The organism is Alicyclobacillus dauci (genome assembly GCF_026651605.1).
GTDB classification, from domain to species: domain Bacteria; phylum Bacillota; class Bacilli; order Alicyclobacillales; family Alicyclobacillaceae; genus Alicyclobacillus; species Alicyclobacillus dauci.
Genome location: NZ_CP104064.1, coordinates 4,086,779 through 4,100,139, shown reverse-complemented (window position 1 = coordinate 4,100,139; position 13,361 = coordinate 4,086,779). Strand labels below are relative to the sequence as shown.

Sequence of the window (13,361 nt, the reverse complement as noted above, 5' to 3'; positions counted from 1 at the left end):
TGTTAGCCTATTCAACGAATGCATGGTGTGCATGGGCGATAGCCCTTTTAGGTACGGTTGGACAATCTCAAAGGCTCTCCGAAAACAGTGAACAGCCCAAGGGAATCCTTTCACCTTGGGCTGTTCGTGAAATTCGCTTACATTGTTTCTCCGAAAGTGCTCCAGACTTCCAGTTTAGTGCGGACACGATTGATGATGTCCTCCGTGAACTCAGTGGTCGTCGAGCTTCCGCCGAGATCGGACGTTCTCGTTCCGCTCATGACAGCCTCAAGTGTACTTTCGTAAATTGCCCGAGAAACCGTGTGTGCATGGCTGTCATCGTGGTAGCCAAGCAACGCTGCGCCAGCGAGAATCATGGCCATCGGATTGGCGACGTTCTTACCGAATAGACTTGGCGCAGTTCCGTGTGGAGCTTCTGCCATGATGACATTTGGATGGAAATTGTCGTCCAATGCCAGTAACATGGACTCAGCACCAGCGATTGAGCCAAACATTTGAAGTACGAGATCTGACAGGCAGTCGCCGTCACGGTTCAGAGCAGGAATGACGAGCGGCTCGCCGGCCTTGACCAATAAGAGCGCATACGTTGCATCAATCAGTTGCGGTTCGTATTGCACGTCAGGATACTGCTTTGCAGCTTCGTCCATTTCTTCTTTTAACATGCCCTCGTAAATCGGGCTGACTGTGAACTTTGGTCCACCGAATACTTTGGCGTTCAACTTTTTCGCGTGCTGGAATGCATACTTTGCGACGCCCTTACAAACGGATCGAGAAATTTTTTCAGTCCGAAACGCGTATTCGTCGCCATCGGCGCCTTCACGCCATTCCTTCGCACCGTATGCATCGTCGACCGCCATGCGGACAACGGAAATCGGAGAGTAAACACCGACCGGCGGAGCAATACCCGGAATGCGGCGGCCTGTACGGACAATGACCGTACCGTTGATTTCCTTTCTCAGAATGGCGTTCGGACTACCCACGTCACCTTTTGTTTCAGGTGTGATGGTGGCAGCTTTCAGACCCAACCCGCTTTCCCGCATTGCGGCTGCAGCGTCAAAAACGATTTGGTTGTTCGTCTTTCGGCGATTTTCTAAGCTTAAGTCGAACCGCTGAAAAGCGAGATCGTACCCGGTTACTTCCGGTGACAGTACGCGCAGCGCTTGTTCGAGCAATTCCTGGCCTGTTTGATCGCCTTCCATCACGACGATGGTCGGTTTAGACATTCCGTTCACCTCTACCTCAATCTTAAGTACTCCACTTGAGCTGTTCTTCCTTGTGTACAGCTAAGTCCAATCCTCAGGACTTAGTGGGAGAGCATCTTGGTCAACCACGCAGCAGCCGTACACAGTGCATCGACATACTGATGCATCTTGTCAGTTGTAAACCGAGAGACTGGACCTGAGATGGATAATGCCGCAATACATTCATCGTTCCTGCCGAACACGGGCGCAGCCATTGCTGCCGCACCAGCGTCTCGTTCTTGGATGCTGACTGCATATCCGTCTACACGTATTTTGTCCAACTGCAGTTGCAATTCACGGCTGAAGTCTGACGGAATTTGCTCTCGCGTCAAAACTTCTTGCACAACGGCCTCGTCTGCGAACGCCAATAGAACTTTGCCGGAGGCTCCGACGTACAATGGGTAAGTTTTCCCGATGGCCACAACATTGCGTATCGGTTCGTTACTTTCAACAGCTTGAATTCGAATGCGCTCGATGCCGGAGCGAATATACAAGCTTATCGTTTCGCCCGTTTCATCTCGCAGCTTCGTCATTTCTGGCAACGCTAGTGTCGTTAGTTCATCGGACAAGTAGACGTTGCCGAGCAGTTCCAGTACGCTCCAACCCAATATGTACTTTTCCGATCCCGTCTGTCTCCGAACAAATCCCTTGCTTTGTAACGATAGCAACAGGCGGTGCGCCGTGCTCTTGTGCAACCCTACCTCGCGAGCAATCTCACTGAGACTCAACTCCCGCGGCGATTTGGCAAAACAGAGTAAGATCTCAAGCGCTCTTTCGACCGCGCGGACCGTAGTAGATGTGGTCGTCATGTTGTCCGCCAACAGTGGCTCCCCCTCTGTTTCGTCATGCAGAACAGCGCTCCAGAGCGTAGTATAACACACTTCACCCCGTGAAGCATGAGTTATGCCGGTCTTTATGCACAGGTCACGGCACCTGTCATAGGATGGTGTATCGAAAAGGAGGTGTAGCGCGATGAAATCCTGTATTGAAGCGGTTCGCCACTACTTTGACATGCGTACAAAGAATTGGTTGAATTCGGAACCCTCTTCGTTTCAAGACATTGTCGCAAGCGAATCCCACCCCAAGTGGCTGTGCCATATGGTTCACCAGGCGGAACGGAAACGAAGTGCGTACGCTGCTCAGGGGAAGCGGCTGGGTCGCGCGCACACAAACGTGAAAGTGCTGGAAGTGAACACAACTCCAGACAAGGAAACGGCGCATGTGACTGCTATCGAAGAAATTTGCTGGGCGTATAACGATAAACAGGAACCAGCGGTCGAATGTCGTTTGATTGTTCATCGCCAAGTATGGCGTTATCTCGATCACGCCTGGGTTCTCACCAAAGCAGACGAAACAAGTGACGGTTATTCTTTTGAGAGTGAGGATCGAGAAGCGGAAGTGGACGTTCCTGTCCGTATGCCGAGTGTGCCCTGGCGTAGAGCGTCATATGACAGGATCAGAGCCAGCCGCTACGCTGACGTATGGTGGGATCAGTTCAATCCCAGATATCCGAAAATAAGCAGTGATGACTGTACCAACTTCATTTCTCAATGCCTCCATGCGGGCGGTTTACCCATGACGGGCCACGGGAACCGGGCTAAAGGCTGGTGGATAATTACAGGTAAAGGTAAGGGTGAATCCTGGAGCTATAGTTGGGCCACTTCCCATGCACTCTACAAATACTTAAGAAAAACCGTCGGTGCCACACTCGTGCAAAAGCCTAGTGAGCTCAAAATTGGCGATTTGATTTTCTACGATTGGAATGGCACTGGCACGTACCACCACTCGACGATTGTCACTGATTTTGATGACCTTGGCGATCCGCTTGTCAATGCACATACCGATCCCAGCTTTCGCCGCCCATACACCTACTATGACAGTCGAGCCTGGACAGAACAAACACGCTACGCCTTTGTCCACATGCCGGACGATCTTCAGTCGAAGTGATTGTCCTCCAAGATTCTGCTGCGACACGGAAAATGCTACACTGATATCGCATCAGAATGCTTGGAGGTTAGGCTATGCACATTGTTCTCGTGGAACCCGAGATCCCATCGAATACAGGCAATATTTCTCGCACATGTGCAGTGACGGGATCCGCTTTGCATCTGGTTCGACCACTCGGGTTCTCCACTGACGATCGACAACTAAAACGCGCCGGCTTAGATTATTGGTCCTTACTCGATATTACATACCATGACTCCATTGAAGACCTGTGGAGTGCATTCCCCGAAGGCAGGTTTCACTACATCGAAACCCAAGCCGGGCAGTGGTACACGGACGTTCACTACGGGCCAGACGATTTTCTTGTCTTCGGAAAAGAAACGAAGGGTCTACCACAAACGTTGCTGGAGGAACACCAGGATGAAGTGATTCGGATCCCCATGCTCAACAACGCACATGCACGAAGCCTTAACTTGTCCAACGCAGTTGCCATCGTCACATTTGAGGCTCTGCGTCAACAAGGGTTTCCGAATATGGTTTAGGAGGTGACTTCCCGTGATCAATACACTGCTGTTTGATTTGGACGGAACACTTCTTCCATTTGACGTCCATCCATTTATGCAAGGGTACTTTGAGCGTCTAGTCCCGACGCTTGTCGATCACTACGAACCGACTGCTGTGACTGCCTGGATACTTGATGCGACACAAAAAGTTGTGGAAAACGAGTCTCCTCAACTGACTAACATGGAAAAGTTTCGGCGTGCACTGTTTGGCGGCAACGTCGACGATGAATCAAGAGTATGGCCAATTTTCGAGCAATTCTACCGGACGACATTTGAGGAACTACGGCATTTGACACACCCGACAAAAATTGCGCGGGAAATATGTCGAACAGCGACAGCTAAAGGATACCGGGTGGTCCTTGCGACAAATCCCATCTTCCCGGACATTGCGACGAATGCTCGCATGCGGTGGGCTGAAATCGATGATGTCGCGTTTGAGTTGGTTACGACAATGGAAAACAGCCATTTCTGCAAACCAAACCCAAAGTATTACTTAGAGGTTGCAGAAAAGGTCGGGGCGGCACCAAGTGAGTGCATGATGTTCGGAAATGATGTCCAGGAAGACGGGGCAGCCGGTTACGTGGGCATGCATACTTTTTTGGTGACTGACTATGTGATCGACAGAAATCTCGGGACATTCGATTTCGACCAACAGGGGACGTTGAGTGAAGTTCTTGACTATGTAAAGTCACTCCCAACAGTATCAATTTGACGGATAGTGTCTAAATAACATGAAATGTGGTGTTGATATGAGCGAAAATCTGCGCGGTCCTGTCATATACCATCAATGGTCGATTGAACAAACGTTGGCGCGTCTCAAGGAGCTCCCACAAGCGGTCATCACGGAGCCGATTCAGAGTGTGTTTCCAACAGTTCTCCATGCACTTCTTCACATTCTCTCTGCGGACGAGCTGTGGGTGGGCAGAGTGAAGAATTCTGTCTGGGCCAGTGAGAAAGCTAGCGGGGAGAGACATACGAAACCAACGACGGATGAACCACTGGACGGACTCGATATCGGCGATATGGGACAGAGATTTGAGGCGATATTCCGTGACCTTGTATCATTTACAACAGTCATAGAACCAACGTGCGAGGTCGAGTATCACAACTCAAAGGGTGAGGTATTTCAAACACTCCTCCAGGATATCATCACGCATCTAGTCAATCACGGAACATATCACTTGGGAAACATCACAGCCATGCTTCGGCAGCAGGGGTACACAGGTGTTTCCGTGGACTATATCACATTTGTCCGATCCGGTCGTGGCAGCGATTTCCGAGGGTAGCGACTAAGGTCAGGAACACTGTAATAAACATAAAATCTGGCCCAAAGAGTATATCGTACAGGCCAGACGAGTTTCTGTAGGTGGGTGAGTAGTGAGTTTATGGAACAATTGGAACTCGGGGCGAAAAATTTGCATTGACCCTCTTGTTACGACTTCCATCGCTTGTCCTGTGCCCCTATAATTAGCTCGATGTAAGTGTTTGCAGGGCGGTTTCATTTTTAGGATGGAGTATGTTAGTGCAGTGGGGGTCATCGTGCTTTGTTTACATTGGACTTAGATATGTACAAGCCGGTCTTTGAGACGATTTCCGATGTGGTGGTGATCGTAAAAGTCGAATCGGGTTCTCAGTACCGATACGCCTATGCAAATCGGGTTGCCTACAAGGTTGGAAGTGTGAATGAAGATCATATCGGACGGTTGATCGAGGATGTTTATCCATCCGGTTATGCACGGTACCTCATCAGCCAATATGAGTCTGTTGTATCATCTCTGAAACCTGTTACTTTTGAAGATAGCAATCCGCATCTTAACGACGCAATCAGTGAAGTAACGGCGACTCCGATTCACTCGGATGGAAGATGTCATTACATCATAGCGGTTGCAAAGGATATTTCTATTGAGGAAAGTCTTCTGACTCAATTAGATACAAAAAATCAGATGTTCCATGCGCTGTTTATGCAAACGCCCGATAGTATTGTTCTGTTGGATTTGTCGGGGCGTGTACAGATGGAAAACTACCAGTACCGAGTTGAACATGGATGGGCACACGAGGAACTGATTGCTTATTCGCTTCTACCTAGCATTCCAGACCATCTTCGTGATGAAGCGACGCAGTTGTATCGACGGGTGATCGATGGGGAGCATATCGAGTCATTCCACACGAAACGAATTACAAAGGGTGGGGTACTGTTCGATGTGTCCCTGAACATTTCTCCCATAAGGAATCGGTCTGGTGATGTCGATGGCATCATCATCGCCGAGAGAAATATTTCCGAGCAAGTCAAATACCAGAGACTACTTCAAGACAGCGAGGAAAAGTTCCGGTTGATCACGGAGAATATGACGGACCTCGTGGCTGTGCTCGACAAGGATGGAATTGTGAAGTACGCGTCACCATCATATGAACGGGTACTGGGTGTATCGCCCGACTGGTATACGGGTCAACTTGGGACAGTCGTGGTGCATGAACAGGATCGGAAAAGAGTCGCGGAGGCTTTCACTCGGGCAACCAAGTCACAAAAAACGGAACGGGTGGAATATCTAAAGCATAATATTTCCCGCGACGATTACATTTACGTAGAATCTCTATTTGTTCCGGTCTCGGACATGAATGGAGATGTGCAAAAGATGATTTCCGTTTCGCGAGACGTAACAGAGCGACAAGTGGCAAAAAGGCGTATGGAATACTTAGCTTACCATGATTCTTTGACCGACTTACCAAATCGCCGCATGTTTAGGCAACAGCTACAGCAGGCCGTTTTAAGTGCAGACCGTGACGGTACGAAATTAGCGGTTCTTTTTCTCGATTGTGATAAGTTCAAAACAATTAATGACACATTCGGGCACGATGCAGGTGATCATGTTCTAAAATTTTTCGCTTACACAGTTCAGGAAAGTGTCGACGGTCTTGGGACCGTAGCCAGGCTTGGTGGAGACGAGTTTGCGGTTTTGCTTGAGGACGTGTCGTCACAAGAGGAAGTGTTGAAAGTAGCTGATCGAATTGTGGATGCGGTTCGAACTCCTTGGGAATGGCACGGCCACACGATTAGACTGACAACAAGTATAGGTGTTTCGTTCTATCCACTTCAAAGGGATACAAAGACACTGTTGGTATCAGCGGACGGTGCCATGTATCAAGCAAAGCAAAACGGCGGTAACAAATACTACGTCGCCTCTGCGTTGGATTGAATCCAGTCCTTGTCTGTAAGAACCGTATTTTGATCCATACTTGTCAATCGCATGAACAAACAGGACGGGCAGCTGCCCGTCCTGTTTGTTTACCAGCTGTGGCGAACGACTCCGCTTAGCGGGTGATGATGTGAATTGGCGATCCGAGGCCGACTTCAGCGGCTTCCATGACCATTTCACCGAGAGTCGGGTGCGCGTGGATGGTCAACGCAATGTCTTCGAGCGTCGCACTCATTTCAATCGCGAGGCCAAGCTCGGCTATCAAGTTCGATGCTTCATAACCAACGACTTGCGCGCCAACGAGTACACCCGTTTCTTTGTCCGCAATGAGCTTCACGAAACCGGCATCCTGGTTAAGTGCAGTTGCGCGACCGTTTGCAGCGTATGGGAAACGGCCCACGGAAACGCTGGTGTATTCCTTCTTCGCTTCGTCTTCGCTGAGGCCAACGGATGCCATCTCAGGGTCGGAGAAGACAACCGATGGGATACAACGGTAGTCGACAACACTTGGCATGCCAGCAATGGCTTCAGCGGCAACCTTGCCTTCGTAAGATGCTTTGTGAGCAAGTGCAGCACCTGGAACGATGTCGCCGATGGCGTAAACGTTCGGGTTGGTCGTACGGCATTGCGCGTCCACCTTGATCAGGCCCTTTTCACCGAGCTCAATGTTCGCGTCTTGGAGGCCGAGTTCGTCTGTGTTTGGACGACGACCGACGGTGACGAGCAAGTACTCAGCTTCGATGACTTGTTCTTCACCGGCTTTGTTTGTGTACGTCAGCTTGACACCGGTATCCGTTTCTTCAACGCCCTTGGCCATGGCGTTCGTTTGGATGTCAACTTCGTATTTCTTGAGGTTGCGTTCAACCAAACGCGTCATTTGTTTGTCGAACAGCGGCAGGATGCTGTCGGTACCCTCGATGACAGTCACTTTCGAGCCAAACTTCGCAAATGTTTGACCCAATTCCATTCCGATATAGCCACCGCCTACGATGACGAGACTCTTCGGTACTTCGTCCAGCTCCAATGCTTCTGTGGAGGAGAGAACGCGTTTGCCAAATGGCAACGATTTAATTTCGATTGGACGCGATCCCGTCGCCAAAATACACTGCCCAAACTTGATACGTTGTCCACCATTCTCGTGCATGACACGGATCTCGTCCGGCTTGGTGAAGAATGCTTCACCATCGATGACCGTCACCTTGTTACCCTTAAGCAGAGAGGTAACACCGCCTGTCATCTTATTGACAACGGATTGCTTCCATTCTTGAACTTTTTTGTAGTCCAACTTAGCGGTGGTCTCGATGCCTGGGAAAGCTGACTCATGCGCACTTTCATATTGATGTGCAGCAGAGATGAGCGCTTTCGATGGGATACAACCGCGGTTCAAGCACACGCCGCCAAGTTCTGCCTTGTCGACGATAGTGACTGATTTGCCGAGCTGTGCCGCACGAATGGCTGCAACGTAGCCACCAGGGCCTGCACCGATTACTAGAACTTCAACTTCTTCTAACATCTCGCCAACGACCATGAATTACACCTCCAGGAGTAACAGACGCGGGTTTTCCAACAGACGCTTGATATCGTTGAGGAAGTGTTGGCCAAGCGCACCGTCAATGATGCGGTGGTCAAAGCTCAACGCAAGCGACATGATCTGGCCCACAGCAAATTCACCATTTTTGATAATGGGTTTTTCGGTAATACGACCGACGCCGAGAATAGCTACCTCTGGGTAGTTGATAATCGGCGTGAAGAACATGCCACCCGCTGATCCAATATTCGTGATGGAGATGGTACTCCCCTTCATTTCATTTGGAGCAAGCTTGCCGGCCCGTCCGCGGGTTGCCAAGTCGTTAATTTCCTCCGCGATGTTCCACATGTTCTTTCTGTCTGCATGGCGCACGACTGGAACCAACAGACCTCTATCCGTATCTGTTGCAATACCGATATGGTAGTAATGCTTGAGGATAAGTTCCTGCTTCTCTTCGTCGTATTCCGAGTTCAGTTGCGGACGTTGACGTAGAGCGGCAACGAGTGCCTTGACGATGAATGGAAGATAGGTGATCTTGACACCGCGTTCTTCAGCCAGCGGTTTGACTTCTTTGCGAAGTTTCACGAGTTCCGTGACATCGACTTCGTCCATGATGGTGACGTGCGGAGCCGTGTACTTGCTCTTGACCATGGCACGGGCAATGGCTTGGCGAATCATCGGTAAGGCTACGCGTTCTTCGACTTCGTCTCCAGTTACCTGGGTTGTCTTTTTCGCAGCGGGTGCATCAGCATCGGGTTGATCAGCCGCTGCGGGTTGTGCACCGCCTGCTAGGAACTGATCGATATCACCTTTGGTGACTTTACCGTTATTCCCGGTCCCAGTTACAGCTGTGATGTCAACGCCCTGCTCGCGCGCGTATTTGCGAACCCCCGGTGTAGCCAGGACTTCGTGTGCGGCGCTCTTGACGGTCTTGTCAGTGCCAGTTGCTGCAGGTGCTTCCTGTTTTGTTTCTTGCTTTGGTGCTTCTTCAGCCTGTGTTTCAGACTCAGCGCCACCGTGTGCAGCCTGGGCTTCCGCCTGCTGCGCCTTGGCGTGTTCCGGGATGTCGCCCTCGACCTCAACCGTCAGCAAGATGTCACCGACGACAGACGTTGTTCCTTCCGAGACCTTCAGTTCCTTGATGGTCCCACTGACCGGGGAAGGCAACTCAACTAGGGATTTGTCGTTTTCAACTTCAGCGACAGCATCGTCTTCTTGAATCTTGTCGCCTGGTTTAACCAGCCATTTGCTGATACGTCCTTCGTGCAGACCTTCACCGAGTTCGGGTAGTGCGAATTCAAACAGTGCCATTCAATTCACCTCCAGGGTTTACAGACTTGTCACCTTATTCAATGCATCCACGATGAACTGTGGCGTTGGAAGCCACTCGTCTTCGATCAAGCCGTATGGATAGACGGTGTCTGGCGGCGTAGCGCGCAGAACAGGCGCCTCCAAGTGGAAGATGACATTTTCATTGATTTGCGCAACGATCTCGGCACCAGCACCCGCCGTACGCTGCGCCTCTTGGACGACAATCGCGCGGCCAGTCTTTTTAATGGACTCAGAGATTGTTTCGATGTCAATTGGGCTGATGGTACGCAAGTCGATGACTTCCGCTTCCAAGCCCTTGTCTTTTGCCCATTGGTCTGCAGCTTTCTGGGAAACGCCAACCATTGCACCGTAGGTGATGATGGTGACGTCCTTGCCCTCGCGAACCACGTTGGCCTTGCCAAGCGGGATGGTGTAGTCGTCTTCCGGTACCTCTTGACGGAAGGAACGATACAGGCGCATATGTTCCAGGAAAATGACCGGATCGTTGTCGCGAATGGCGGACAAGAGAAGTCCCTTCGCATCGTATGGCGTGCTTGGAATGACGACCTTGATACCTGGTGTTTGCAAGAACAAGCCTTCCAGGCTGTCAGAGTGCAACTCCGGTGTACGGACGCCGCCACCAAATGGTGAGCGAATGGTTACTGGTGCAGAATAGCGTCCACCTGAACGGTAGCGCAGACGCGCGATTTGGCTCGCAATTTGGTCGAATGCTTCGAATACAAAACCGAAGAACTGAATTTCAGGAACCGGTCGGAAACCTTGAACAGCGAGGCCGTTGGCCAGACCGATAATACCGCTTTCGGCGAGCGGTGTATCGAATACGCGCTGCTCACCGTATTTTTTCTGCAAACCTTCCGTGGCGCGGAAAACGCCGCCATTGTGGCCTACGTCTTCGCCGAAACAGAGAACTTTTTCATCACGGGCAAGCTCTAGGTCGAGTGCTTGCGTGATGGCTTGGATCATTGTCAATTGTGCCATGTCAGTTCGCCCCCTCGCCAGTGATCTCGGCACGTTGGCGCTTCAGTTCGATGGTAGGTTCCTCGAACATCACATCAATGAGGTCTGTCAGCTTCATCTTGGCTGCGGAGTCGGCCTTTTTCAGCGCCTCAGTAATGGTGTCTTTCGCTTGTTCAATCACTTTCTCTTCTTCTTCTTGAGACCAGAGACCCTTTTCTTCCAGATAGGTGCGGAAGCGGATAAGGGGATCGCGCTTTTCCCATGTGCTTTCAGTCTCTTTGGTGCGGTACCGTGTCGGATCGTCACCGGACATGGTGTGCGGACCGTAGCGGAATGTGACGGCCTCGATCATCGTCGGACCCTCACCGTTACGCGCACGTTCAACCGCTTCGTGCATGACCGTGTACACGCCGAGAATATCCATACCATCGACTTGGACGCCGCGAATACCAGCCGCGATAGCCTTTTGGGCCAGTGTTTCGGCAGCTGTCTGTTTTTCGCGCGGTACGGAAATTGCGTATTGGTTGTTTTGAACAAAGAAGACCGCCGGCAGTTGCATTGCACCAGCGAAGTTCATGCCTTCATAGAAGTCGCCCTGGGATGTTCCGCCGTCGCCAGTGTAGGTAACGGCAACCCGCTTTTCACCGCGTAGTTTGAAGGCGAGGGCGATACCTGGTGTCTGAACAATTTGAGCACCGATGATAATTTGCGGCATCATCACGTTGACATCCTCTGGCACTCGGCCACCTTCTTGATGACCTCGCGAGTAGAGGAACAGCTTCTCTAGCGGATATCCGTGATACACACATTGTGGAAGGTCACGGTAACCCGGGACGATGAAGTCTTCTTTTGTTGTCGCAAACTCGCTCCCGATCATAGAAGCCTCTTGCCCAGCGACCGGCGCGTAAAACCCTAAACGTCCTTGACGAGTGAGTTTGATAGCACGTTGATCTAAAATGCGTGTAAAAACCATGCGGGACATCAGTTCACGTAATTGTTCGTCTTTCAAATCCGGCACGAGATCTTTGTTTGTCACTTTACCGTTTTCGTCCAGGACTTGAACGTACGAAACTGAGTGTTCTGCGACCGTTTTGCTCATTTCGTCACCTCATTCCGAAAACTTTTTCCGTTTGACAGGCGTGTTTATGTATTCGCCGAAAGCCGGCAAAATAGAAGAACACGCGGGTAGTGATACAGTCCAACAAATATTATAATACACAATAAGCAAGTGTGCGAATCACTTTTATGGATCACCACATTTACTGTTATAGAATAAGAGAATAGAGAGACTATAACAGTTTGCTACAGCGCTTTCACATCGGGCGTTCTGCTGCGCTTCCTTCAGGGCTGCAACGATACTTGTCCGCTTGTGAAAAAAGACCTGACAAAGGAGGATGAGTCGTGAGTTCGACGTCACAACGAAAGATCGAATCCCATACCATCCAGAGTGTTCATTTAAACGAGGAGAGAACCGTTAAGGTTTTTGTTCCCCACAATTACGATCCGTCCGTCCCCCTACCCATCGTTTACTGTCATGACGGTCTCGAATTCTTCACTCACGGACGCGTCGCCACGATAGCCAATGATTTGATGACTGCCGGCGAAATACCGCCGTTTTTGATCGCCGGGATCGCGGTCAACATGGAACATCGCCGTGCGGATTACTCTATGGATGGAGCACGGCACGAGTCCTATCAGAAGTTCGTTGTCGACGAGTGTCTGCCGATGTTGGACGAGCTGTACGCAGTGAACGGAGACAAGCGCCTTATGGCTGGAATTTCACTAGGTGCCGTCGCCTCACTCAGCTTCATGCTGACGTATCCGCAGTTCTTTCATACACTGATTCTGTTTTCGGGTGCGTATTTCCCCCCTGTTCAAGAAAGAATTCAAGAGGAACCGGATCTCAGTCGTCTCGCCGCTTACCTGTTTATCGGAGATGAGGAGACACAGGCGAACACGCCATCAGGAGTCTATAACTTCTTCGAGTACAACGAAAATATGCGGGACATTTTGATTGACAAAGGTGCTGAAGTTGACTTCCACGTGGGACCGGGGAACCATATCTGGGGCGTTTGGCAAAAGCAGTTACCGAACGCCCTGCGCTGGCTGGGCAAGCATATTTGACGGGCCGCGCGTCGGCGGGCGCCGGAGGCCTTGGCGGGCCGGGGTGCTGGCGCGGGGGGGGGTTGGCGCAGACCGGAATAACGACCTGAAGCTCCGCTGATCGTCGGAACGGTCGCAGTTACACAGGGATTAGGGACCTCGATTCCGCTATCCACGTAACAAAGGCATCAAAACCGGGAGTATTGGCGGTATAAGAGAATCTTGATCCTTTGTTGCCACGCACTGATTAGCCTCGGTGCAAACGTAGTTCCCTACCTGACGCGCTCCCCGCCCCGTATGATCACGGCTACGGCTGCCGGGTCGAGCCCGTTCCACAGGATTACCGTCTATCCAAGAAAACTAGAAAATGTTTTCCAACGCTCCGCGGTTGCTATAGTATTGGTAACGTACCGCTAAGGACTGGGGCGCTTCGTTTTAAAGAATACCTGTTGAGTATCTGGCATGTCGTGGTGGCCGAGGCCCTGGAGGGCCGGGGTGC

Annotated in this window: 12 protein-coding genes; 6 read left to right on the top strand and 6 right to left on the bottom strand. The window is 50.9% G+C overall.

The window, feature by feature from the left end:
* Positions 1-137: 137 nt before the first annotated feature.
* A complete protein-coding gene (locus tag NZD86_RS20555) occupies positions 138-1,223 on the bottom strand; it encodes an isocitrate/isopropylmalate family dehydrogenase (RefSeq protein WP_268043926.1) in 1,086 nt (361 codons plus the stop codon).
* A gap of 80 nt (positions 1,224-1,303) precedes the next feature.
* A complete protein-coding gene (locus tag NZD86_RS20550) occupies positions 1,304-2,050 on the bottom strand; it encodes an IclR family transcriptional regulator (RefSeq protein WP_268046983.1) in 747 nt (248 codons plus the stop codon).
* A gap of 163 nt (positions 2,051-2,213) precedes the next feature.
* Here NZD86_RS20550 and NZD86_RS20545 point away from each other — a divergent pair, with 163 nt between their 5' ends.
* From NZD86_RS20545 to NZD86_RS20525, 5 genes are all read left to right on the top strand, one after another.
* Positions 2,214-3,188, top strand: coding sequence for an amidase domain-containing protein (locus NZD86_RS20545; RefSeq protein WP_268043925.1), 975 nt, complete (start codon positions 2,214-2,216; stop codon positions 3,186-3,188).
* A gap of 74 nt (positions 3,189-3,262) precedes the next feature.
* The gene (gene trmL, locus NZD86_RS20540; RefSeq protein WP_268043924.1) at positions 3,263-3,727 is read left to right on the top strand and encodes a tRNA (uridine(34)/cytosine(34)/5-carboxymethylaminomethyluridine(34)-2'-O)-methyltransferase TrmL; all 465 of its coding nucleotides are present in this window, start codon (positions 3,263-3,265) and stop codon (positions 3,725-3,727) included.
* Between the two features lie 13 nt (positions 3,728-3,740).
* Entirely contained in the window at positions 3,741-4,460 is a 720-nt protein-coding gene (locus NZD86_RS20535) for an HAD family hydrolase (protein ID WP_268043923.1), read from the top strand.
* Positions 4,461-4,497: 37 nt separating this feature from the next.
* Complete coding sequence (locus NZD86_RS20530) at positions 4,498-5,034, top strand: DinB family protein (RefSeq protein ID WP_268043922.1); 537 nt, start codon at positions 4,498-4,500, stop codon at positions 5,032-5,034.
* A 258-nt stretch (positions 5,035-5,292) separates the two neighbouring features.
* Positions 5,293-6,942, top strand: a complete 1,650-nt coding sequence (locus NZD86_RS20525) for a sensor domain-containing protein (protein WP_268043921.1) — start codon at positions 5,293-5,295, stop codon at positions 6,940-6,942.
* A gap of 115 nt (positions 6,943-7,057) precedes the next feature.
* On the opposite strand, the gene lpdA is transcribed toward NZD86_RS20525, so the two are convergent.
* The 4 genes from lpdA to pdhA are packed head-to-tail and all read right to left on the bottom strand — an operon-like array spanning position 7,058 to position 11,858.
* Complete coding sequence (gene lpdA, locus NZD86_RS20520) at positions 7,058-8,470, bottom strand: dihydrolipoyl dehydrogenase (protein ID WP_268043920.1); 1,413 nt, start codon at positions 8,468-8,470, stop codon at positions 7,058-7,060.
* A 3-nt stretch (positions 8,471-8,473) separates the two neighbouring features.
* Positions 8,474-9,781: a dihydrolipoamide acetyltransferase family protein gene (locus NZD86_RS20515; protein ID WP_268043919.1), complete on the bottom strand. Its 1,308-nt coding sequence runs from the start codon at positions 9,779-9,781 to the stop codon at positions 8,474-8,476.
* 18 nt (positions 9,782-9,799) lie between these two features.
* The gene (locus NZD86_RS20510) at positions 9,800-10,780 is read right to left on the bottom strand and encodes an alpha-ketoacid dehydrogenase subunit beta (RefSeq protein ID WP_268043918.1); all 981 of its coding nucleotides are present in this window, start codon (positions 10,778-10,780) and stop codon (positions 9,800-9,802) included.
* A gap of 1 nt (position 10,781) precedes the next feature.
* Positions 10,782-11,858, bottom strand: coding sequence for a pyruvate dehydrogenase (acetyl-transferring) E1 component subunit alpha (gene pdhA, locus NZD86_RS20505; RefSeq protein WP_268043917.1), 1,077 nt, complete (start codon positions 11,856-11,858; stop codon positions 10,782-10,784).
* A gap of 302 nt (positions 11,859-12,160) precedes the next feature.
* Between pdhA and NZD86_RS20500 the strand changes: the two genes are divergently transcribed.
* Positions 12,161-12,883, top strand: coding sequence for an alpha/beta hydrolase (locus NZD86_RS20500; RefSeq protein ID WP_268043916.1), 723 nt, complete (start codon positions 12,161-12,163; stop codon positions 12,881-12,883).
* Positions 12,884-13,361 lie beyond the last annotated feature (478 nt).

Excerpts from the sequence above, each read along its gene's own strand:
- NZD86_RS20555 (WP_268043926.1), bottom strand. The coding sequence starts at position 1,223 with ATGTCTAAACCGACCATCGTCGTGATGGAAGGCGATCAAACAGGCCAG.
- pdhA (WP_268043917.1), bottom strand. The coding sequence starts at position 11,858 with ATGAGCAAAACGGTCGCAGAACACTCAGTTTCGTACGTTCAAGTCCTG.
- lpdA (WP_268043920.1), bottom strand. The coding sequence starts at position 8,470 with ATGGTCGTTGGCGAGATGTTAGAAGAAGTTGAAGTTCTAGTAATCGGT.
- NZD86_RS20530 (WP_268043922.1), top strand. The coding sequence starts at position 4,498 with ATGAGCGAAAATCTGCGCGGTCCTGTCATATACCATCAATGGTCGATT.
- NZD86_RS20545 (WP_268043925.1), top strand. The coding sequence starts at position 2,214 with ATGAAATCCTGTATTGAAGCGGTTCGCCACTACTTTGACATGCGTACA.
- trmL (WP_268043924.1), top strand. The coding sequence starts at position 3,263 with ATGCACATTGTTCTCGTGGAACCCGAGATCCCATCGAATACAGGCAAT.
- NZD86_RS20550 (WP_268046983.1), bottom strand. The coding sequence starts at position 2,050 with ATGACGACCACATCTACTACGGTCCGCGCGGTCGAAAGAGCGCTTGAG.
- NZD86_RS20510 (WP_268043918.1), bottom strand. The coding sequence starts at position 10,780 with ATGGCACAATTGACAATGATCCAAGCCATCACGCAAGCACTCGACCTA.
- NZD86_RS20515 (WP_268043919.1), bottom strand. The coding sequence starts at position 9,781 with ATGGCACTGTTTGAATTCGCACTACCCGAACTCGGTGAAGGTCTGCAC.